Source organism: Thermoanaerobacter sp. YS13, from assembly GCF_000806225.2.
Classification (GTDB): domain Bacteria; phylum Bacillota; class Thermoanaerobacteria; order Thermoanaerobacterales; family Thermoanaerobacteraceae; genus Thermoanaerobacter; species Thermoanaerobacter uzonensis.
The window spans coordinates 725,028-746,287 of sequence record NZ_JOOI01000001.1; the positions used below are offsets into that span (position 1 = coordinate 725,028).

19 protein-coding genes, 1 tRNA gene and 2 pseudogenes are annotated in these 21,260 nt (G+C 34.6%); 10 read left to right on the forward strand and 12 right to left on the reverse strand.

Annotated features, from left to right (window positions below; all coding sequences use genetic code 11):
• Window position 1 precedes the first annotated feature (1 nt).
• The 6 genes from THYS13_RS03770 to THYS13_RS03795 all read left to right on the forward strand — a co-directional run bounded on the left by THYS13_RS03770 (window position 2) and on the right by THYS13_RS03795 (window position 4,196).
• A complete protein-coding gene (locus THYS13_RS03770; protein WP_042833220.1) occupies window positions 2–394 on the forward strand; it encodes a helix-turn-helix domain-containing protein in 393 nt (130 codons plus the stop codon).
• Window positions 391–1,002 carry a M48 family metallopeptidase gene (locus THYS13_RS03775; protein WP_042833221.1) on the forward strand — a complete coding sequence of 204 codons (612 nt, stop codon included), beginning with the start codon at window positions 391–393 and terminating at the stop codon, window positions 1,000–1,002. Before THYS13_RS03770 ends, THYS13_RS03775 begins: the two co-directional genes overlap by 4 nt.
• Before the next feature lie 98 nt (window positions 1,003–1,100).
• Window positions 1,101–1,457 carry a hypothetical protein gene (locus THYS13_RS03780; RefSeq protein WP_042833222.1) on the forward strand — a complete coding sequence of 119 codons (357 nt, stop codon included), beginning with the start codon at window positions 1,101–1,103 and terminating at the stop codon, window positions 1,455–1,457.
• Window positions 1,458–1,540: 83 nt separating this feature from the next.
• On the forward strand, window positions 1,541–2,338 hold the full coding sequence (locus tag THYS13_RS03785; RefSeq protein ID WP_042833223.1) for a DUF3800 domain-containing protein: 798 nt from the start codon (window positions 1,541–1,543) through the stop codon (window positions 2,336–2,338).
• Window positions 2,339–2,812: 474 nt separating this feature from the next.
• Window positions 2,813–3,799, forward strand: coding sequence for a tyrosine-type recombinase/integrase (locus THYS13_RS03790; protein WP_052210449.1), 987 nt, complete (start codon window positions 2,813–2,815; stop codon window positions 3,797–3,799).
• A 37-nt stretch (window positions 3,800–3,836) separates the two neighbouring features.
• Window positions 3,837–4,196 carry a DUF6075 family protein gene (locus tag THYS13_RS03795; RefSeq protein WP_052210450.1) on the forward strand — a complete coding sequence of 120 codons (360 nt, stop codon included), beginning with the start codon at window positions 3,837–3,839 and terminating at the stop codon, window positions 4,194–4,196.
• Window positions 4,197–4,695: 499 nt separating this feature from the next.
• Here THYS13_RS03795 and THYS13_RS03800 read toward each other — a convergent pair whose 3' ends face one another.
• The 3 genes from THYS13_RS03800 to THYS13_RS03810 form a co-directional block, all read right to left on the reverse strand.
• Window positions 4,696–5,076, reverse strand: coding sequence for a hypothetical protein (locus THYS13_RS03800; RefSeq protein ID WP_042833225.1), 381 nt, complete (start codon window positions 5,074–5,076; stop codon window positions 4,696–4,698).
• Between the two features lie 446 nt (window positions 5,077–5,522).
• Window positions 5,523–7,292 (reverse strand): AAA family ATPase, encoded by a 1,770-nt coding sequence (locus THYS13_RS03805; protein WP_042833226.1) that lies wholly within the window; start codon window positions 7,290–7,292, stop codon window positions 5,523–5,525.
• Window positions 7,293–7,308: 16 nt separating this feature from the next.
• Entirely contained in the window at window positions 7,309–7,527 is a 219-nt protein-coding gene (locus THYS13_RS03810; protein WP_042833227.1) for a helix-turn-helix domain-containing protein, read from the reverse strand.
• Between the two features lie 86 nt (window positions 7,528–7,613).
• Here THYS13_RS03810 and THYS13_RS03815 point away from each other — a divergent pair, with 86 nt between their 5' ends.
• From THYS13_RS03815 to THYS13_RS03825, 3 genes are all read left to right on the forward strand, one after another.
• Window positions 7,614–7,922: a hypothetical protein gene (locus THYS13_RS03815; RefSeq protein WP_042833228.1), complete on the forward strand. Its 309-nt coding sequence runs from the start codon at window positions 7,614–7,616 to the stop codon at window positions 7,920–7,922.
• 16 nt (window positions 7,923–7,938) lie between these two features.
• Window positions 7,939–8,637, forward strand: a complete 699-nt coding sequence (locus THYS13_RS03820; RefSeq protein ID WP_042833229.1) for a hypothetical protein — start codon at window positions 7,939–7,941, stop codon at window positions 8,635–8,637.
• Between the two features lie 137 nt (window positions 8,638–8,774).
• Window positions 8,775–8,838, forward strand: a tRNA-OTHER gene (locus THYS13_RS03825).
• 128 nt (window positions 8,839–8,966) lie between these two features.
• Here THYS13_RS03825 and THYS13_RS14100 read toward each other — a convergent pair.
• The 7 genes and pseudogenes from THYS13_RS14100 to THYS13_RS03855 form a co-directional block, all read right to left on the reverse strand.
• Window positions 8,967–9,182 carry a hypothetical protein gene (locus tag THYS13_RS14100; RefSeq protein WP_042833230.1) on the reverse strand — a complete coding sequence of 72 codons (216 nt, stop codon included), beginning with the start codon at window positions 9,180–9,182 and terminating at the stop codon, window positions 8,967–8,969.
• 371 nt (window positions 9,183–9,553) lie between these two features.
• Complete coding sequence (locus tag THYS13_RS03830) at window positions 9,554–12,040, reverse strand: alpha-mannosidase (RefSeq protein WP_042833231.1); 2,487 nt, start codon at window positions 12,038–12,040, stop codon at window positions 9,554–9,556.
• Between the two features lie 34 nt (window positions 12,041–12,074).
• Window positions 12,075–13,277 carry a PLP-dependent aspartate aminotransferase family protein gene (locus tag THYS13_RS03835; protein ID WP_042833232.1) on the reverse strand — a complete coding sequence of 401 codons (1,203 nt, stop codon included), beginning with the start codon at window positions 13,275–13,277 and terminating at the stop codon, window positions 12,075–12,077.
• A gap of 26 nt (window positions 13,278–13,303) precedes the next feature.
• The gene (locus tag THYS13_RS03840; protein WP_369819196.1) at window positions 13,304–14,185 is read right to left on the reverse strand and encodes a carbohydrate ABC transporter permease; all 882 of its coding nucleotides are present in this window, start codon (window positions 14,183–14,185) and stop codon (window positions 13,304–13,306) included.
• Entirely contained in the window at window positions 14,163–15,080 is a 918-nt protein-coding gene (locus THYS13_RS03845; RefSeq protein ID WP_052210451.1) for a carbohydrate ABC transporter permease, read from the reverse strand. Before THYS13_RS03845 ends, THYS13_RS03840 begins: the two co-directional genes overlap by 23 nt.
• Before the next feature lie 525 nt (window positions 15,081–15,605).
• Window positions 15,606–16,607 (reverse strand): annotated as a pseudogene (locus THYS13_RS03850) (IS110 family transposase); the annotation flags it as partial.
• Window positions 16,608–16,760: 153 nt separating this feature from the next.
• The gene (locus tag THYS13_RS03855; RefSeq protein WP_042833233.1) at window positions 16,761–18,122 is read right to left on the reverse strand and encodes a sugar ABC transporter substrate-binding protein; all 1,362 of its coding nucleotides are present in this window, start codon (window positions 18,120–18,122) and stop codon (window positions 16,761–16,763) included.
• Between the two features lie 256 nt (window positions 18,123–18,378).
• Between THYS13_RS03855 and THYS13_RS14555 the strand changes: the two are divergent.
• Window positions 18,379–19,258 (forward strand): annotated as a pseudogene (locus THYS13_RS14555) (transposase).
• Between the two features lie 303 nt (window positions 19,259–19,561).
• Here the strand turns inward: THYS13_RS14555 and THYS13_RS03870 are convergent.
• Window positions 19,562–20,212: an SIS domain-containing protein gene (locus THYS13_RS03870; protein WP_042833235.1), complete on the reverse strand. Its 651-nt coding sequence runs from the start codon at window positions 20,210–20,212 to the stop codon at window positions 19,562–19,564.
• A gap of 8 nt (window positions 20,213–20,220) precedes the next feature.
• Complete coding sequence (locus tag THYS13_RS03875; protein ID WP_235603227.1) at window positions 20,221–21,237, reverse strand: ROK family protein; 1,017 nt, start codon at window positions 21,235–21,237, stop codon at window positions 20,221–20,223.
• Window positions 21,238–21,260: the final 23 nt, after the last annotated feature.

Consider the following 21,260-nt stretch of genomic DNA (forward strand, 5'->3'; position numbering starts at 1 on the left):
AATGGCTACTATAGGTGATAGGATAAAACAATTGCGTTTAGAAAATAACTTAACGCAAGAAGAATTTGGAAAGATATTTGGTATAGTTAAGTCGACAGTTTCTATGTATGAAAGTAACAAAAGTACACCGGATGATGAACTGAAAAAGAAAATTGCAGAATACTTCAATGTATCTCTTGATTGGTTGATGGGAGTTTCCGACATACGTAATCCTTCTGACGAAATCACCGAAGCAGTAGAAGATGACCCAGAGCTTTTGGAATTTTGGAACGAACTCAAGCAAAGGGAGGATCTAAAACTTTTATTTAAGCAGACAAGAAAGCTATCACCCAAAGATATAAAACAGGTGATTAGGATAATTAAGGCTATTGAAGAGGAGGAAAGTAACGAATGATATGGGGGAGAAAAAATGTAGAGGATACTTTAAATTTGGCACAAGCCTTATTTGAATCTTTACAACTTAGTACGGGGTTTGGTACAGGGCCAATCTATAAAAAAGCTAAACAAATCATAGAGAAAGCTAAAAACAGACAGGAAGTTTTAGATAAAATTATTGAATTATGCAAAAATATTGAACATCCTAAAGCATATTACCTAATTGGCACAGCCTATGTTTGGAAAGGTGCTAAATTTAGAAGACAAGCTATTTACTACTTAGAAAAATATTTAGAAAACCCTGTTGAAATTAAAAAATCTTACTATAGTCGAGAAGGTAAATTAATAGATGCCTTCACATCTGGAATTCAAATAAGCTATGTGTATAGAGATCTTGCTAAATGTTATGAAGGGGAATATGAATTTGAAAAAGCATTGGAATATTATCAAAAAGCAGCAGAATTAGATCCTTCTGTACCGTCCGTATATATTCATGTCGCACAAATTTATGTAAAAATGAATAATTTAGATGAAGCCATTAGAGTACTTAATAAAGCAAAAAAACAGCAAATATTATACTCCAACAAAAATAACAAATCCTTTAGATGGAAGTGTTTATTACGATGATACCTTCAAAATTGCCATAGATAACTATTTAAAAGACCTAAAAGAAAAAAAGAAAAGAGGATATGTATATAAACCGCGTAAGAAAAAGGAGGAATAATATGTCTCTTGAAATCCTGGACAAGCCTCTTATGAAAGCTTTACTGGATGGAACTATTCCATTTCATGAGGTTATGTATGCTTATGATATCAGGTTACACATAATTTTTAACCTCCCTTCTTCAGTGTTAGGTTTTACGTACATAAGTGGGAAAGGTAATTATCATATTTTATTGAATGGCAACGTAAACTATAGGACTCAAGTTAAGGTATTTTTACATGAAATACACCACATATTAAATGATATGACTAAAACAAGTTACTTTATAGGACTGAATATGGAACATATAGAGATAGAGGAAGAAGCCGACAGGGTAGCCGAAGAAGTTGTGGAATATTTGGTTGCTTATCAGTCTTGATAATATAGTCAATTCGACTATTTTGTGTATTGACCTACACAAAATATTGGGAATATTATCTGGTAAGAGAGAGGTGAATAAAATTGTACTTTGTTTATATGGATGAAAGCGGAGATGATGGTTATCCAAATTACTCTTCTAAATTATTTGTACTAACCAGTTTATATATGCCAGAAAATGTATGGAAAAATAATTATAATCAAATAAAAGATTTTAGAAGGATGTTAAAATCAAAATACAATTTACCTATCGCTATGGAATTCCATACTAAGGCTTTTCTAACTGACAAAAACCCATATAGAAATTATAAATGGGATTTGGAAACAAAAAAGCAAATTTTAAAAGATTGGGTAGATTTTATACCCTCTTTAGAACAAATTAAATTTATTAATGTGGTAATCGTAAAACCTCGCATTATAAAGGAAGATTATAAAGTACTAGACGCAGCTTTATCATATAACATACAAAGAATAGAAAACGATCTTTTAAACTCGGATTCTCGTTTTCTTATAATAACAGACGAAGGTCGACTGGGTAAAATGAGAAAAACAGCGCGTAAAATGCAAATATATAATCCAATAGCTTCAAAAATTTATCCAGGCAGCACATATAGAAAAGAAATACAGCTACTCACAGAAGATATATTACCCAAAAACTCTAAAGAATCATACTTTCTTCAAATTACTGACTTTGTATCATATTTAATCTATTTATATTCCTTAAAAAATTTTTTAAATGAAAATTTTGCTAATAGAGTTGCACAACTTTTAGAATTCGATGACGTTTACAATTTTCTCAATAATCTTAAAAAATGTTTAAATCTTAAAGCTAATCCAAACGATGAATTCGGTGTAGTTAATTATCCAAAAAATAAAAAATAGCACCACCTACCCACGCATTCGCGCTCTCAGTGGTTCACTTATATTATACTACATTTAAAATCAAAAATCTAGTTTTTAAAAAAAATTTTTTAAAAAAATAAACCTGAAAGAAAAAATATTACCGCGTAACAGTTACTATTAGGAGAGATTCAACCTGTATTTTTAAAATAAAGAATTGGTGACAAATTGGGGACACAATTTACGATTGGGGACACAAAAACACATAATGTACCTTAATTCCAAACTTATAAAACCCTTTTAAATCAAGGCTTTCACAAATTAACACAACTGCACAAAATGACTTTTTACGGTCTCCAAAACCGTGGGCTGCGGGTTCAAGTCCTGTCTCCCCTGCCATTATTGTAAATTCAATATTTGCAGGCGATGACCCTACCTTAAAATCCCAAAAAATCCGTGGGCATTGGAAAAAGAGGGCGGTATACCACGGAGGGGTATAAAGGAGGGTCTTTTATTATGTCTAAAAAAGCATATAGTATCCATAATATGCCAGCCATTGATATGAAACCACTTCTTGAGGAATTCCTCCTCGTGAGAGAAGCCGATGGGCTTGCGCCTCGTACTTTGAAAGATTACCGCTACCACGTGGAAAAGTTTATTGAATTTTTAGGTTTAGACCATTCTACCTATCAACAAATCCGTATTGCACTTCTTAAGTATTTCAGCATTCCTTCATCTCCCCGCTACAGAAATATTAAACTACAGTACCTTAGAGCCTTTTTCAACTGGTGTGTAAGTGAAGGTTACCTGCCTGCTAATCCCACAGATGGCATTAAAAAGGCGAAAGAGGACTTTTCAAATGTGAGACATGCACCTTTAGAGGAGCTTAAAAAGCTTTTTAATGCACCTGATAAAAAGACTTATGCAGGTTTAAGAGACTACTGCATTATGTTAGTACAGCTTGACACAGGAGCAAGACCCTCAGAGGTATTAAACCTCAAGCTTTCTAACTTAAACCTTGAAGCAAGAGAGATTTATATCCGTCCTGAAGTCTCTAAAACACGAGGAGGAAGGACATTAATCCTCTCGCCTTTCACCGTTCAGGCTTTATTGAAGTTCCTCAAGGCAAGACCTCACTGGTGGAATAATGAAGTTCCTCTCTTTGCAAGTGAATATGGCAAAACTTTGACTTCCCACAGTTGGGCACGCATAGTAAAGCAGTATTCCGAAAAAGCAGGAGTGAAAATAACGCCTTACGGTTTAAGGCATACTTTTGCAATTGAGTTTTTAAGAGCAGGTGGAGACCCTTTCAGCCTTCAGAGACTTTTAGGACATTCCGATTTATCCATGACAAGACGCTACATACGCCTTTCAAAAGATGACCTTCACGAAGCGCATGAAAAAGCCTCCCCTTTGAATAAACTTCAGTATTTAGGCAAAAGAGTTTCAAGAAATCCAATGAATTCAATGAATTCAATGAATTCGAGGAATTCAAGCAATTAGACGAAACTATAATTTCGTATAATTGAGGTGTATGAGTATGTATGAATTCATCTCAAAAGCTCATGAGCAGCGCTTTTTTGAGCTTTTAGCAAGAGATAACACGAGGAAGGAAGATATCGAGAGGCAGAGCCTTTTTTATCTCCTCTCGGGTATAGATAGCTTATACTACGAAGAAGGTAAATTAAGTGTAGAGGAGATTTATGACTTCAGCGAGCATACAATAAAGCCTGAATGCCTTGCAGGTTTAACGCAATTAACCCGCGAAGAACGTAAATTAATCGCATTAGCCTTTAACCTCTATAACAATTTCAGCATAACGCCTTTAGAAGCCTTTCATGGATTGAGTAAAGAGGCTTTTGATTTAGCCATAAGCGCAATTGCTTTAAGATGTTTTTAAGCTGTTTTTATAAACCATAAACGCAAGGACGCCTTTAAAGGCTTTTAGAGCTGTTTTAAAAGCACTGGACATATAAAAATATATCCACTGTGGAATTTAAAAACGCTCATAAAGCCTTTAAAGGCTTTGTTTTTTATTCTTCATCATGGCTCTAAAGCGAATGGGTATCCCGCTTTTTGATTCGCTGGGGTCATGGCAGAAGTGAGGCACCTCCATTCATATCCACGAGGAAGAAAAGGAAAATACTTCCGAATACTCCCAGTTTACCTTTACAAATTTACAGAATTTTAATATAATTTTAATATAATTTTAAATGAGGTGATAATTTTGAATAAAGAATCTAAAATCTTAAAAAGCCCTTATGAAGGCACTCCCTACGAAGGATTAGAGGAATGCCTTCCGAAATTTTACAGTGCTTCAATTCTTCTTTATGAGGGCAGGAAAAGAGCAGGCGGTCACGGCAAAAGGCGGGTGCACCATAATCCCCTTAAGGGAAAAGCTATGCGCTATTCTCTCTTGAGGTGGCAATAAATTTTGAAACGTCAATGACTACCCATTCGGGTTTAGTCTTCACGTATTCCACGGGGTTATAAGAATAAATCTCAACGTCGTGAAATGCCAAAGGTACTGCATCCTCAGGGCATTTTCTCGCATCGAATTTCAGGAGGTTATAGCGCTCACCATCCTCTGGCTTGTAGCCGTATGCCTCCCACAGCCATTTGCCGCCGCTTATGCTGATAAGCCGAAAGTAGCGAAAGGCTATTTCTCCACAGGTGAAGGGTGGATATTCTCCTGTCCTGCTCTCAAGGACACGGTAGCGCGCCCAAGCAATGCGCATGGGCTTTTTAGACTTAATTGTCATTGTCATTTTAATAGTCATTTTAATTCACCTCCAAATGCTTAAGGTTAAGGGCAAGCAAAACAGGTTTTGGGTACAAAATACAAAGCAAAATCACGAAGAGGAAAACAATCATGACTACCACCTCCTTTCTGGTGCCTTTATGACTCCTCAGCGATTATACCATCACCTCCTTCCTTCGTGGGATTAATTTTAATTGCATTTGATTTTAATTGCATTTGATTTTAATTGCATTTAATTTTAATTTCCACGAGGGGAGAATGCAAGGAAAGAAACACATGTGTATTTATATATATATGTGTATTTATATATATACTGACTAATCCAATTAGTCCAATGAGTCCAATGAGTCCGAACTGGACTGACTGGACTCGAACTGGACTTAACTTTAGTCCAGCTTCAAATCCAGCTGTGACGCGGGTTCGAGCCACTCCTGGACTAACTGGACTCACATGACTAAAATCGCTCTACGTTACTCGTTTCCCCTCGTGTAAAATAGTAATTTTTTCCACTGCGTACCATTCAACTTTATTACCTCGGAGCATAAAATACGCCAGGGCATTATTTCGGAGTGCCTCCAACGCTTCTGCTACAGCTGTCCCGCTCCTGTAGAACGCTTGCCTTATAGCATTCGCCGTTGCGCCAGGGTACTTCTTGAGGAAATCAAGTACCTCCATGGCAAAAGCACTTAAACCTTCAGTGTCTTGCACTGTGTATAGCCCATTCTCAAATTGCAGGTCTATAATGGATTCGCCTGATAGCCTGCTTTTTATTGCCAATTGCCTGCTAGTGGGAGGTGCGCCTACAGGCTTTAACAGATTTGCTACCACGTCTACAGCGCCTGTAGTGGCTGTTGACCCCAGCACAGCGTCCATTGCTTCAGTGCTGTCTCCCTTCGCGGGTTTGCGGTCATGCCATGTTAAGACAAGGGTCATGTCATGACTTTTAGCAAAGGCTTTGAGCTCTGCTAATCGGTCATACACCTGGACGTAGTCGTTAACGTCCCTAATTTTTAGAAAGAGAGGAGCGGGGTCTAATAGCACAAGTTTTCCTTCAAACGGCTGCAGTAGCTCCTGCCAGTCCTCCGTGAAAGACGTGGGTAAAGCAATAGAAATTGGTGAGTCCTGCAACGCGCCGAGATTCAAAAGATGCTGTGCTACCGCCTGTGGGAAGTCCTCACCCGCAGTAATGACTACGGGGCTTTGTTTAACGGACTTGTTTAGCGACAAGGCTTTGTTGGGAACAGCTACACCTGTGAGAAGCTGACGTGCCAGAGTCGATTTGCCTCGTTTCGGACGTCCGCTGATGAGGACTATTCCATTTTCTGGAATTAAGCTATCCACCAGCCAAGATATCGAGCCAAGCGACTCAGCATATTGGAGAAAGTCTTTCACCCCGAACACTTGTACAACAGGGCGTTTTTGCGTTTCTTGAGAACTCTCAATAAGCTCCAGAAGCCTGTCCCTACTTCCTTCTCGTGACAGCCAATCGGCTATATCTTCCCCTTCTCCAAGATTTGGCAGTTCAACAATCCTTTCTGGAATATTATGCTTTTCAAGGGATTCTTTTACTTTTTCCGCGTGCTTCCTACCAGCTTCATCCATATCTGGGATAATTACCACCTCTTTGGCGCCTGTTAATTGTTTTGTGAAGTCGTCCAGCCATTTTCCCGCTCCAAACGGGTTCGTTGTGGCAGTAAGACCCAGTTTTTCCATAGCGTGCACACACTTTTCACCCTCAACAATGAAAATTGCATAATCATTTTTAATGGCTTTTATGACTTCTGGAAGTCTATATAAAACCTTCCTTGCATTTCCAAGACCATCTTTCCATTCTTTTCCGTCGAAGTTTTGGGTTTTGAAGGTCTTCCCCTCCGGTTTGTCCCAACGCAAAACTCGAAATAGCGGAGTTCCGAACTCGTCCGTGTACAGGAAGATTCTGGGGATTCTGGCGTCCAACTCTTTGGCAGCTTCTTCACCGATAATTTCCATTAGCATTTTCCAACCCGCCACGTTATTTAAATCCTGCTCGAAAGTTGTCTGAACATTGTGAATTCTCTCATCAATTTCATCATCGTTAAAACACAACGCGACTAGCTTCACAATCTCTTCAACTTCTCCCTTCGTGTAGCCCCTTTTTCTGAGCCATCCCGCTAACGCTAAAGTCAAGTGGTGCCTTTGACCTGGAAAATAGGGTAGACTTTCGCATAAAACTTCGGTTACGTTTGCTGTTTCCATTACAGCTCACCCCCTTTTATTCGTCAGAATTTTCAACAATTTCAAAAAGTTCGTCCACTTTATCAAGAGGATAATCAAAAGCTGCTGCAATACGCTCTTTCCACACGGGGTACGGTCTTAAAAGCCCCCTCTCGAGTTTGTAAATTTCTGGTATGTGAATTCCCGTCATTGCCGCCAACTGTAATTGGGTTAAGCCCTTGGCTTTACGTAAAAGTCTAAGTTTTGTATATGCCATTTTCTACCACCTCCTATTGAATGTTTACTAATAATATTATATAATGTAGGTGTAAAACAGTGTAAAACACGAAAGGAGGTTTCAAAATGCAAAAAGCACTTGTTGAAGTACCTCTTGAAGTGCCTTTGACAACATATCCTGCTAAGGTGTGGATGGAAGAGAAAGCTCCAGAGCCAAAGACCGAAAGGGAGAAAGCAATTTTAAACCGCTTAAAGGTGCTTTCAGGAGGAGATTATAAAGAGGCATTCCTCTGTTGGGAAAAAGAAAAAGGTGCTAAAGCAAAAAGATTAACGGAAGAGGATATGCTTGCTCTGCTTAACCTTCTTGAGAGGTGTTTTACAAGACCAGTTGAAGGCTCTAAAGCGCTTGTAAGCCGTTTTTGGGAATTTCTTTAAAGCTTCTGAAGGTGAAATGCCTTTAAGCCGTGCAAAAATAGAAATTGCAGTATTTAAAGCCACAATTCAGTTCCTCAAGGCGGTTGAGCAAAAGCCTCCTGCCGGAGTTTTCCTTGAAAAATGGTTCATAAACCCATTAAAGCGCTTTATGAAAGGCATTCCCGAAGAAGAAAGGCTTTTATTTGCCCTTAAAGAAAGAGAGGGAATTGTGTTTGGAGAGGAGGGCACTAAGGCTTTTACGCTTGCTGATGTCGTTGGTGATATGCCGGTATGGTTGCCAGCAAGGAAAAATGACTTGCTTGTGTTTAGAGTGCCGAGGCAAGAGCTGCAAACACGAGAGGAGCTGGTGGAATATGTCAAAAATGAGCTTTTACGAAATGCATGGAGGAGACTTTCGCGTTCAGTTCCACAGTGGAATTTAAGCAAAGGTGTGTTAACACTTCAGACGGTCTCGCTTATGGATGGGATAATTGCTTATTTCCTCCTTCGTGGTTCTTTCCTCGAGAAAAAAGAAAAGCCCCCGAAAAAGGAGCTTTCTACAGCTGACAGAAGAGCAGTTCAAAATTACTTTGCAACATATAAGAGGCGTAACAAGATTACACTTGAAGAATACCACAGAGCTACTAAAGCCGTCAAGGAGGCATGGGAATCAGGAATAAGAGAAAGAGAAGAGCTTTACGAAATAGGTTGGGGAGCAATTGGCGGTAGACAATAAAATTATAAAATTTTTCTTCATCTATATGCAGGAATTTGCGAATATGTGTCGTATATTATATTTATAGGTAGGGTCAATGAATCCGATAACCGTGGAAATGATAACGGCTGGAAAGCCTGAAAATACTATAAGTGCACAGGGGAGTCGATGAACGGTCTCCAAAACCGTGGGCTGCGGGTTCAAGTCCTGTCTCCCCTGCCAGAAAAATAAAGGCTTTTAAGCCTTTTTATTTTTGTCTAAAAATAAATTTGCAAACATTTTGCAAACATAATAAATAAAAACAAATAAAAATAGATAATAATAAGAGTGCAGCTAAAAGCGCTGCACTTCTATTTTGTTACTTTTTCTTTTTTCATCTTTTCGTGATATTCTCTTACAGTCATGGCATTTGGATCTATATTATTTATTTCGTGCACGTAGATGCATTCTATGTTTTTCATGTTATCGCTTGTTGCATAATCTACAGAAAAAACTTTGTTATTTTGGCTTTTTGTCAATAGTTGGGGTGGGCATTCAGAAAAAATACCCACCCCAACTATTGACAAAAAGCCTTCAAACAAAAGATAGAGGAGTAAGCTAAAGATATATTAAAGGTGATGAAAATGAAAGCACGAAAAAGTTTCATTACATATGAGGAAGTCATGGAATTAATTAGCATGAGAAAGTACTGTAGTGACAAATTTTACGCCAATTTTTTGTCAATACCTGTATTCCCAAGCCTTTTGGGTTTCAAACTGATAAAGTCAAGAAGATACAACTAACCATTTAGAAAATGCTTTTTCCAGTTAAGAATTAACTGACATTTTTATATTTTATGCATGAGAATAGATAATTTTGGTTAAAATACTTAACTAGCGATATTGTAAGCTTTTTTCTAGACCCTTTGAAGACTTTGAAGATTATCAATAATAAATTACTATAAAGTATTTTCACTATCAAATTCAAGAAAATCACATTCTATCACGTCCTTTTTCCCATCTAAAGGAATTTTAAATGTCTTTATTTCGCTCTTCTTAAAATATGAAGTAAATTGTCGATTTAAAAATGGAATTGTAATTGTAACAAATGTATCAATACCATTTGTTTCATAACACCTAAGTATAAAATCATCACCATCCTCACTTTTTTTGAAAACCGAGGCAATTATATTATCCGAGGATATAGATATTCCACTAAACTCTAAAGGCAATCTTCCTTCGTGATATGTTTCTATTACAAAGACAGGAGACACATTTAATTCGTACGCTATTTTCACTACGTTTGCATTTCTCCAATCACATAAATGAGGATAAATTATATATTTAAACTCTTGAATACCCTGATCCATATATTCACAAAATTCATCTCTACCTCCAAAATGTTCTGCATATATCGAACTGTTAGCAATTGTCATTCTTATTTCATTTTCTTTTATATCATAACTATATTTCCCATTGTTTATTATGGATACCCCATAAATTACATTTTCACATTTACCTGTTAAATCTACCCATTGTTGAGTGGGCTCTTCTTTTCCATTTGTAGGTCTTTCTATGTATCCATATGGTATCTCGGAAGTAGCTATAGGTTCCACTATATTTATTGGAAAAGACAATTTAAGCATTTTATGCTTTTCTCTCCAATCTAATTTTACTTCTACCTCAATATATGGTTTATCTTTATACAATATAAAATCTTGTATCAACATAGAGTTATTATATCTACTGATAACCCGTAGTTTACCTCTTAAAGGTCCCTGCTCTAAAATCTTTACTCCTGCATCTGCAAATTTTCCTATTTCATTTCTAAATTCAAAAACCCCATGAGCCCAGGTATCACAGTGGGATATATCTATTACTATCGGTATCGCCCCTTTATCCAAAAAAACGTTTACTTTATTGTTTTTGTCAAATAACTTTTTTATATAACCTGTTTGGGATTCAATTTCAATTCTGACAAAATCATTTTCTAAAATATAGTTATCAACTAACAACCCTTTTTCATCCTTTATTTCAGATGGAACCATGCTTAAATAAGCCCAATATACCTTATATCCCATAGGAGGTATATCAGCTAAAAATAATGTTGCCCACTTATCTTCTCTATTAGTATATGGTGCTCTCACTTTTTGTATTGTAAGAAAATTGCCATTACTATCTGTTACACTCTTCACTAATCTATTTAATTGTATAGGCATTCTTACACTCCAACAGAGAGGGTTAAAAATTACAACAGGAACTCCTTCATTTTCTACTTCCCATAATATCCAATCTTTTGTCTTATTCCTTATTCTTTTTTGACCCTTAAAAGTATCAATACTCCAAGAAATCTTCTGGATAGCATTATTTAAAACCTTAGCTGCAATATTTAATGCTTTTCCATACCCTTCTAAAGCATCATCGTAAACCTCTTTTATACTGCAGCCACCTATTATATCATGGAAATGATTAAACAAAATTTCCTCCCATGCTCTTTTTATTTCATCCCTAGGATAATTATAATTAAAAAGATATGAAGCAATTGCTGCAAATTTTTCTGCAACGAGTATCCTATGTTCTGCTTTTCGATTAATTAATTTAATATGTGAAACAGTAGAATATGTACCACTAGCATGGTGTTGTAATTCTCCTTTATACACTGGCAAAGTTATGTTTTTTTTACCTATATCTTCAAAATAATGGTTAGGAGAACTCATAATAAGTTTATCATCATATCCCTTTGATTGCCAGTATTTTATAGTTTTAATATTTTCAATAGTAGGTCCTCCTCCATGATTACCAACTCCATAAAACAACATTACATCTACATTACTTTCTTTGTTAAATACTTCCATTGTTTTTTCGATTTTATCATTAAAATCTTCAGAAAAAGTTTCATAATTATCTGGTATCCTATATGTTATAATTTTAGTTCCATCAATTCCCTCCCACCAAAACAACAATTCAGGTATCGAATCATTTTCAATAATATTAGGTCTCATAAAAACGTAATAATCAATATAACTTTTTCTCAATATTTGAGGAAGTGCTGCATTATGTCCAAATGAATCTATATTATACCCAACCTTTGATATTATCCCAAATTTATTTTTTAAATATCGCTGCCCATATAAACTTTGTCTTATAAAAGATTCTCCACTTGGAATATTACAATCTGGCTCTACCCACCACCCTCCCACTACAATCCATCTTCCCTCTTCGATTCTTTTTTTTATTTCTTCAAACATTTCAGGATCATTTTCTTCAATCCACTTATAGTAAGCAACACTTGAAGCAGTGAAAATAAAATCTGGAAACTCCTTAATTCTATCAAGTGCAGACCTGAAAGTTGCCTTTATTTCCGCGAATCCTTCTTGCCATCTCCATAACCATGCAGCATCTATGTGAGCATTTCCAATTAAATGTATCTTTTTCTCAGAACTCATGAATTGTACCCCCTTAAATTAGCAACTCAATCTTTTAGATACTTGCTAATGCATTTTCTAAATCTTTTATAAGTAAATTAACATCCTCTAAACCTATCGATAATCTAACTAAATTTATCGGAATACCCCATTCCTGAAGCTCTTGTATATTATTGCTATGATAGGCTGGTAATACAAGACTTTCATATCCTCCCCAGCTTACCCCTATTTTAAATATCTTAAGTGAATTTACAAATTTAATAATTTGTTCAATATTATTTACTTTTAAATGAAAACTCATTAATCCAGAATATCCTTTCAATTGCTTTTTACCTAACTCATAAAAATTGTTCGACTTCAAACCTGGATAATTAACTTTCTCAATTTTTTTATGTTGTTCTAAAAATTCTGCAATTTTTAGCGCATTTTCTTGATGTTGTTTCATTCTTAGTGGTAAAGTCCTTAATCCTCTAATTAATAACCATGCTTCAAAAGGTCCAATCACTCCTCCTCCCAACTGAAAACCTTCAAAAAAAATTTTTTCAATTATTTCTTTTCTAGATATTACGGCTCCTCCAAGTACGTCACTATGCCCACTTATATACTTAGAACATGAGTGAATAGAAATATCAATACCAAACTGCAAAGGTTTTTGAAATAAAGGAGTTGCCCATGTATTATCAATAATTGTAATTATTTTGTTTTTCTTTGCTATATAAGAAACTTTTTCTAAATCTATCAATTTAAATGTAAATGTTCCTGGACTTTCTATATAAATAATTTTTGTATTTTTGCGTATAGCATTTTCTATTTCATTAAATAGTTCTCTTTCATTATTTTCGTCATTTACTAGTACCATACTATACTCTACACCATATTTTTTTAAATATTTTGCGAACTTAATTGTTGGTCCATATACATTATTTATAAATAAAATATGATCCCTTTGCTTAGTAAAAGTAGTAAAACAAGCAGATATAGCAGCCATCCCAGAACTAAAACATTTACAACTCTCTCCTCGTTCTAAAGCAGCAATTTTTTTCTCTAAAATCTCTACTGTTGGATTTAATCCTCTAGTATATACATAATTCATATTTTCTGCTAAAAATGCTTTTTCGATATCTTGAAACGATTTAAAAACGAACAAAGAAGTCTCAAAAATAGGTGGTGATATAGCACCATAATAGTTTTCCACATCCTCACCAAAACTTGTGCATATAGCTATATCTTCTTTAAACTCATCGTTCTTGTTTTTCATGTTTTCTCTCCTTCCCTCTAAATCTTTTATTCTTTTACAGCTCCTTTAGTAAGTCCTTCTACTATATATCTTTGTACAAAAGCAAACATTATTACTGTTGGAATTAATGCTAATATACTACCAGCAGACATCTGACCCCAATTAACTTCAAATTTCCCTACAAATCCATTTAATCCTACTGGTATAGTCTTTAAAGATTCTGAATTTATAAACATAACACCTCCTAAAAGCTCATTCCACGCCCCGACAAAAGCAAAAACAAACACAGCTATTATACCTGGTAACATAACTGGCAATACAATCTTGATTATTACTTGGGCTTTAGTACATCCATCTATCATAGCTGCCTCTTCAAGTGATTTTGGTATTTGCTCAAAAAAACTCCCCATCATCAACAAAGAAAATGGCAAATTAATTGTTGTATAAAAGATTATTAAACTAATAAGCGTATTAATAATCATAAATCGTGAGAAAATAACATATAATGGAATAATTAATAGAACTGTAGGAATCATTTGTGTAATTAGCAAACTTATAATAGTAAAATTTTTCCACTTAAATTTATATCTGGCTAGTGCATATCCTCCTAAAATTGAAAAAAATAAGACTAAGGTAGAAGAAATGACAGAAACAAAAATACTATTTTTTAGATAAATCGGGAACTGTGTGAATCTCCATAACTCAGTATAATTTTGGAACGTAACATGATAGGGCCAGTATTGAATGTTCAAAGTATATATGTCATTTCGAGGTTTTAATGAAGTTATCAACATCCAATATAACGGAAATATTACAATTAATAAGTAAATAGTTAAAACAATTATTCTAATTAATATTGAAAAAAATTTTTTATTAACACCCATCTTTTGTTTGATATGTATCATTCTAAAATTCACTTCCTTCCGCATATCCTGTAATTCTTATAAATATAATACTATACAGCATAAGACAAATCATAACTAAAACTCCCATAGCAGAAGCTTCTCCAAAATTCAAGGAACTATAAGCTTTTAAAAACATATACGATACAAAAGTATTAGATGAATTACCAGGTCCTCCATATGTCATGACATAAATTAATTCAGCAGAATTAAATATCCATATCGTTCTTAAAAGCAAAGTAACTATAATAGTAGGTTTAATAAGAGGTAATGTTATGTTCAAAAATTGCATAATAACTCCTGCACCGTCTATTTCTGCAGCTTCATATAATTCTTCGGGTATTGATTGTAGAGCAGCTAAAATCATAATTGCAAAAAAAGGAATACCTATCCATACCATAGCAATTATAACCGTCCATAAGGCAAAAGTTGTACTCCCTAAAAATGATATTTTATGTGAAATAAATTTTAATTTTAACAATAAATCATTAATAACTCCATATTCTCCATTAAACATCCATTGAAAAGTCAGCCCTACTACAAAGTTTGATAGAGCCCAGGGTAAGAATACAATTGCTTGATAAAAATTGCGTCCTTTAAATGGCTTTCTTAATGCAAGAGCCAAAATAAATCCCAATATAAATTGCAAAATTAGGGTAAAAAACACCCATTTTAGAGTATTAAACATGATTAATTTTAAGTTTGGATCGTTGAGTATATTAATGTAATTTTCTATACCATTGAATCCTATTTTATTAGGTTGTGAAAGCCTATACTTCTGGAATGAAAAATATAAACTGTTTAATAAGGGATATCCCATAAATAGTATTAATATTGCATAAGTAGGTATAAGCATAACAATAACTTCTTTTTCTTCTCTTTGAAACTTCCTCTTTAAAATCTTAAGAGTTTTGTAATACATTCAATCATTGAACCTCCCTCTATTATCTTTTATTTTCTCTTAATATCTTAGTTTTTCTTTAATTTTCTCATCACAACAAGAGCATCTCATGGCTTATATTATCATTTCTTACTTATCTAACCATTAAATAGGTAAGTTTAATAAACCTCATATCCTATTTCCATATTATGGCGGGATAGCTCCACTTATCTCATGGGGTTTACCCTCCCATGTCTCACTGGATCTTAGTCCTTAATTCCTTCGTTCTACCTGCCATGAGGTGGATGTCATTTCTGCTCCATTGCAGGGTCTTTGCCCGTATGGTGATTATTCTTGTATGACAATTCCCGCTCTTGTTGTCAATATACCATCTTGACTAGTTGTTTTTGTTTTATTCCTTACTTTACCTTTTAGGTCACGTCGTTCACACTTTCGTTTTCCCTAAAAATTAATTCTTCTTAAGGGTCAGCTTTTTAGATGTGAGTAATTTAAAGCTGAAGAGAAGATGATTAACCCTTAATTGATTTGATAGTATGTTAGCACTTTTTATGCAGCTTCCTGTAAGGCTGGCCTCTTTATGTCCTTCATCATCTTGATTGGGTCATATTTTACTCCTTTTTTTAATATGACATAAAATACCCTTATCAGTTTGTTGCACAATACTATTAGTGATTGCTTCTTTTTTAGCGGGTTTTGCGCTCTGGTAGTGTAATATTTGTGTAGTTCACGAAACTCTTCGTTTTTTGCAACCAAGGCCATTACTGCATTAAATAGTACTCTCCTCAATCGCTTCCTCCCTCTTTTACTTATTGTCGTTTCTCCTTTATGTTTACCAGAGCTATTCTCTACTAGGTTTAATCCTCCTAGTTTTTGTATCTGTTTTGGATGTTCATATTTCTCAATGTCTCCTACTTCTGCAATAAAACCCGCTACTGTATTTATCCCTATCCCTTTGATTTCTAGTAGTTCTTTAACCCCTGGTATCTCAACTATTAATTCTTCTATCTTCTTCTCTACTTCTTCAATTTGTTTTTTGAGAAATTCGTATTGTTCAATGAGAGTCTTTATCTCGTATTCTGCCATCTTTATGCCCTGCTTCTTCCCTATGCTCTCCTTAGCAGTTTCTATCAGCTTTATAGCCCTTTTTTCTCCTACCCCTCTTTGTACTTCTTTCTTCCATATCGATATTATTTCTTCAGCACTCTTTTTTGCTATCTTCTCAGGCGTTGGAAATTCTCTTAATGTGATAAGTGCTGCTTTCCCTTCCCAGTCTGAAAATACGGTGTTAAACTCCGGAAAGTATATGTCCATCCATCTTGTTATTTGATTTTTTGTCATCCCTATTTGTTTGTTCAACCTGTCTTTTATGTCCATCGCTACCCTTAATTCTGCATATACTCCTTCAGGTATTGTCGGCTCTACATATCTCCCGTCTTTTACTAGCATTGCTATTGTTTTTGGGTCTTTTCTATCGCTTTTTGTGGGAGAATTGTCATCTAATTCTTTGCTCCTCTTTACATGAAATGGATTAACCAATACTACCTTTATAGGTATTTCCCATATTCTACTCCTCCGTTAACATTTTTTATACTCAATAATAATTTGTAAAAAGACATAAATTATATTATAATGTTTATGGTAAAATAAATTAAGGTGATGGGAAAAGGGACAACTTTTTAATTATCCCTTTTCCCTTTTTTCTCAACGTAAAGAGAAAGGCTGTGGGACCGGAATATTAGGATGTTCTTTCATATACTCTTTTTGATATTTAGTAAGATAATCAGCAAGTTTTTTCAATGTCTCTTCTGCACTTTGTTGCCCCAGTAAATATTTCTGAACTTCTGCATCCATTATTGATTCAGTAAACTCACCTAGTTGTGGGAAATATCCCCAATCTGGAAGTGCTACCAAATCTGGAGAATTCAGTGTATCATAGTATCCCTTCATTGGTCCTTCTGTAAAATAAGGATCTGAAATTCCTTGTTTCACAATAGGTAAAAATCCATTTCCTTTTGCATATTTGAGATTAATATCCGGGGAGCTTAAAAACTCAATAAACTTCCAAGCTTCATCTGGATGAGACGAATTAGCAGAAATAGCATAACCAAAAGCCAATGCAGAAGAATAAATTTTACCATCATCGGCTTTAGGGAATGGTATTACCTCCCATGTACCTTCTTTCATATTTTTCTTACATACTTCTATCACTTCGGAAGTCTGATTCATTATTCCCACTAGTCCTGAAGTAAATGCTTGAACCATTTCTCTATAACCCCAGTTTATTGAATCCTTAGGACTATAACCTTTTTTATATAAATCTGTATAGCGAATAAATGCTTCTACTGCTGGGGGAGTAGAAATTAAACAGTTTCCATCTTTATCATATAATTGTCCATGAAGAGCAGTAAACACGTAATCCATTATTTGTTCAAAACCTAAACGCGCACCTCTGTATGCAAAACCATATCTATTTTTAGCAGGATCTGTAAGTTTTTTAGCTGCTTCAAATACCTCATTCCATGTTTTTGGTAAAGGAATTCCCGCTTCTTTAAACCAATCAGATCTTACATATAAAGCATGTACATTTACAGTATCTACTAGGTAATATATTCCTCCATACACATCTTTTTGCCTTTTTTGAATCATTACATCTTTGACAAAAGGAATTAAGTCGTTTTTATATTTAAAGTGTTGATAATACGAATCTATTCGTTTTACCCATCCAGCTGAAATAAATTCCGGTACCCATAATGGATGCAACATAATAACATCGGGCAATTGTTTGGAAGCTGCTAAAGCAACTAATTTATCATGGGCCTGATCCCAAGGTATAGTTTCTAAATCAACTTTTATATTAGGATACACTTTAGTAAATTCATTAATTATCTCCTGATAAATTTGATCTCTTTCTGGACTAGGCATTACATCAACAAACTTTATAGTCACTATCTTGTTCCCTTGGGGATTTTCTTGTTTCACGGAGGATTTTGGAGTACAAGCACTTAAAAGTAGTAACAAAACTAACATTAAAGAAATTATCTTAACAGCAAAGATTTTAATCATTCTCAATCCCTCCTAAATTTTGTAAGTATTTGAAATTTTCTTTATTTATTGTTTTTAAACCATATTACATCACCTCCTAATCCTAAGTAAGTAGACTTGTGCAAAATTCAAAAGCCTTAATTTAAGCCATTCTACAGACATATTTTTTTCCTATCTATCTTGAATTTTTTATCTTTTATGTATGATTTTCCCTCCAATTTGTCGAATTATTATATATACAGCATGAAAATATTTCTTAAGGAGGAGGAAATCCTACATGTACCAGCTTCAATTACTTTTAAATATACCTGAACTCTTTACTTCTCTGTCTAAAATTGATTTCTATTCTTCTATGTTTAAAAATCTGGACTTGTCTTCAATGCCTGAATTCCCTTCCTCTAGTCCTGGCCGTAAGGGTTATTCTCATCATGCAATGTTTAGAGCTTTTATTGTTATGAAGCTTTAAGATTCGGTATAATTTCTGACCTTTTAGATTATCTCCGCAATAATCTTATCATTACTCATCTTTGTGGCTTGCTTTGTCTTTACTTGCTGATACTAATAATTGGTTTAAACTGACTGGTACTAATTTTATCGCTGATAAAGGTTATGACGTTAAGAAACTCTATAATTATGTTAGAGATACTCTCCATGGTCATTGTTTTATTCCTCTTAACAAGCGTAATTCTAAAAATCCCCCTCTGACTGATGATGGTTATATGGTTTGTGAAGCAGGTATTAAAATGCTCAAAGACGGCAAGCAGTATTTTGATGGTTTTATTAAGCAAAAATTTGTTTGCAAGTTCTGTAATTCTAAAGATGACTCTGCCTGCCCTATAAAGCATCCTAAATATTTTAATGGCAAAAAGCATAGAGGCTGTACTAAGTATGCTATTATATCTTCTGATTATAGGTCCTCTATTAATAGAGACTCCCTATATTTTAAGGCTGTCTATAAACTAAGAGTAGAATCAGAAAGATATAATTCTCGATTTAAAGCTCTGGATTTTGAAAAAGCTTATGTTAGAAATATTAATTCTGTCAGCAACCTTAATACTTTTGGCCATATTACTTTGCTTACTGTTGCTATTGTAGCTATTAAACTGGGTAAATTTGATGAGTTTAAGTCCCTTGTTGGTCTGATGCAATCGGCTTAACTTTTGCTGAATTTGGTTCATTCCACTTTTTAACATTTGACTTTTACAGGATATTTATGCCCTTTTTTAACTCCTCTTTTTGTCTTTTCTTTTCCCTTACCACTTCCTTTATGTTTGATTGTCAGTGTTGATTACTATATATTGTATGTCATACATATTTTGGTTTTTGTTCGTGATTATTTTTATTAATTTTGCACATCCCTATTTGATTAGTATTGTCAATTACTATATTATTGTATATCGTCCATATCTTAGTTTTTACTCGTGATTGTTATAACTAATTTTGTATATCTCCAATAAATATTAAATTTTAAAAAAATATTCTTCCACAATCCCACATATAGTGTGATAAATAGGTAAATAATACTCTTGAACCTTATGAGTAACGTTTGCAGGAACATTCAATAATACATCACATATCTCTTTTGCTTTTCCTCCACTTTCCCCAGTAAAGCATATACTTGTCATTTCTAAAGCTTTCGCTGTATAAATGGCATACAAAATGTTTCTAGAATTGCCAGAAGTAGTTAGTGCTATCAAAATATCTTCCTTCTTCCCTAATACAAAAACTTGCTGGGCAAAAACTAAATCCGGATCTACATCATTCATAAAAGCAGTCAAAAAAGCTGTGTGAGCGGTAAGAGAAATAGCTGGTAGTCCACCCTGTAACTTTTCAGCAAGGATATTTCCCCATGGAAAGTCAAACTTCTTTAGCTTGTTTATAGTCTCCACATTTAGCGGCCTTTTCTTCATGAAGCCTTTTAAAAGCTCCCCTACTATATGTTCCGAATCAGCTGCACTTCCACCATTACCACATACAAGTAGCTTTCCACCTTTTTCATATGACTCTATAATAACCTCTACAGCTGTTTTAATAGAGCTCTCCAGATATTTAAGTTCCGGAAATCTACTTACTAACTCATCAAGCATCCCCCAGTTTAAGCTTTTTTTCATTATCTACTTCACTCCATCCCTATTCTTAATGCTACAGACAAAGCAGCATAATCTCCTATTTTATTCCCAAGTTTAGAAGGTTGTATTTTACATACACCTGCAGAAATTTCTAATGCCTCTCTTTTTATGACTTCTTCTACTATTTTTCTAAACAAACTTTCATTTTTTGTAAAAATAGTTCCCAAAATAATCTTTTCTGGATTTAGTATGTCAATCAAAATTGAAAGAGCTAAACCTAAATATTCAGCGCTTATCTTAATAATTTCTAAAGCAACTTTATCCCCTTTTTGTGCTGCAACAGCCACATCTTCGGCAGTAATTTTTGAAAGCATATCAAACGAAGGGCAAAATTCTACTGATTCACCATTAGACAATCTTTTCGAAATTTCTATTTGAGCTAGACGCGTAATCCCTCCTCCACTGCAAAATCCTTCAAAGGAACCTTTCTTGCCATAACCGACAGGACCATCTTTTGCTAATCTTATATGTCCTACCTCTCCAGCCATCCCATTGGTGCCTCTGTACAATTTACCATCAAGAATAAGACCCGCTCCCATACCAGTCCCAAATGTTAAGAAAATTAAATTTTTACACCCCACCCCTGAACCAAAATTCCATTCAGCAACAGCGCCAGCATTTGCATCGTTTTCCAAATATACAGGAACATTAAATTCATTGGATAATATATCAACAATCGGAATCTCGTCCCATCCTGGAAGGTTAGGCGGCGACAATATAATGCCTTTTTCTAGGTCCAAAGGTCCTCCTGAACTAATTCCTATACTTCTTACTTCTTCCAGTGTTATTTTATGGTTTTGCAGTACATCTTTAATTGTTTGAATCATTTTGTTTATCATTTCCATTGGTTGTTTGTCAAATTCTTTGGTAGAATATTCAATTCTATCTATAACGTTAACTTTAGTATCTCCCAAAATAACTGCTGTCTTTGTACCCCCTACATCAATTCCTATTACATATCCGTTGAAATCTTTCTCATATTTATTTGATTTTATTAAATATCCCACTTAAAACTCCTCCTACATATCTG

Bases quoted from the DNA above. Each gene is read 5' to 3' on its own strand.
- THYS13_RS03770 (WP_042833220.1), top strand. From the start codon at position 2: ATGGCTACTATAGGTGATAGGATAAAACAATTGCGTTTAGAAAATAAC.
- THYS13_RS03775 (WP_042833221.1), top strand. From the start codon at position 391: ATGATATGGGGGAGAAAAAATGTAGAGGATACTTTAAATTTGGCACAA.
- THYS13_RS03780 (WP_042833222.1), top strand. From the start codon at position 1,101: ATGTCTCTTGAAATCCTGGACAAGCCTCTTATGAAAGCTTTACTGGAT.
- THYS13_RS03790 (WP_052210449.1), top strand. From the start codon at position 2,813: ATGTCTAAAAAAGCATATAGTATCCATAATATGCCAGCCATTGATATG.
- THYS13_RS03795 (WP_052210450.1), top strand. From the start codon at position 3,837: ATGTATGAATTCATCTCAAAAGCTCATGAGCAGCGCTTTTTTGAGCTT.
- THYS13_RS03800 (WP_042833225.1), bottom strand. From the start codon at position 5,076: ATGACTATTAAAATGACAATGACAATTAAGTCTAAAAAGCCCATGCGC.
- THYS13_RS03805 (WP_042833226.1), bottom strand. From the start codon at position 7,292: ATGGAAACAGCAAACGTAACCGAAGTTTTATGCGAAAGTCTACCCTAT.
- THYS13_RS03810 (WP_042833227.1), bottom strand. From the start codon at position 7,527: ATGGCATATACAAAACTTAGACTTTTACGTAAAGCCAAGGGCTTAACC.
- THYS13_RS03815 (WP_042833228.1), top strand. From the start codon at position 7,614: ATGCAAAAAGCACTTGTTGAAGTACCTCTTGAAGTGCCTTTGACAACA.
- THYS13_RS03820 (WP_042833229.1), top strand. From the start codon at position 7,939: ATGCCTTTAAGCCGTGCAAAAATAGAAATTGCAGTATTTAAAGCCACA.
- THYS13_RS03830 (WP_042833231.1), bottom strand. From the start codon at position 12,040: ATGAGTTCTGAGAAAAAGATACATTTAATTGGAAATGCTCACATAGAT.
- THYS13_RS03835 (WP_042833232.1), bottom strand. From the start codon at position 13,277: ATGAAAAACAAGAACGATGAGTTTAAAGAAGATATAGCTATATGCACA.
- THYS13_RS03840 (WP_369819196.1), bottom strand. From the start codon at position 14,185: ATGCGGAAGGAAGTGAATTTTAGAATGATACATATCAAACAAAAGATG.
- THYS13_RS03845 (WP_052210451.1), bottom strand. From the start codon at position 15,080: ATGTATTACAAAACTCTTAAGATTTTAAAGAGGAAGTTTCAAAGAGAA.
- THYS13_RS03855 (WP_042833233.1), bottom strand. From the start codon at position 18,122: ATGATTAAAATCTTTGCTGTTAAGATAATTTCTTTAATGTTAGTTTTG.
- THYS13_RS03870 (WP_042833235.1), bottom strand. From the start codon at position 20,212: ATGAAAAAAAGCTTAAACTGGGGGATGCTTGATGAGTTAGTAAGTAGA.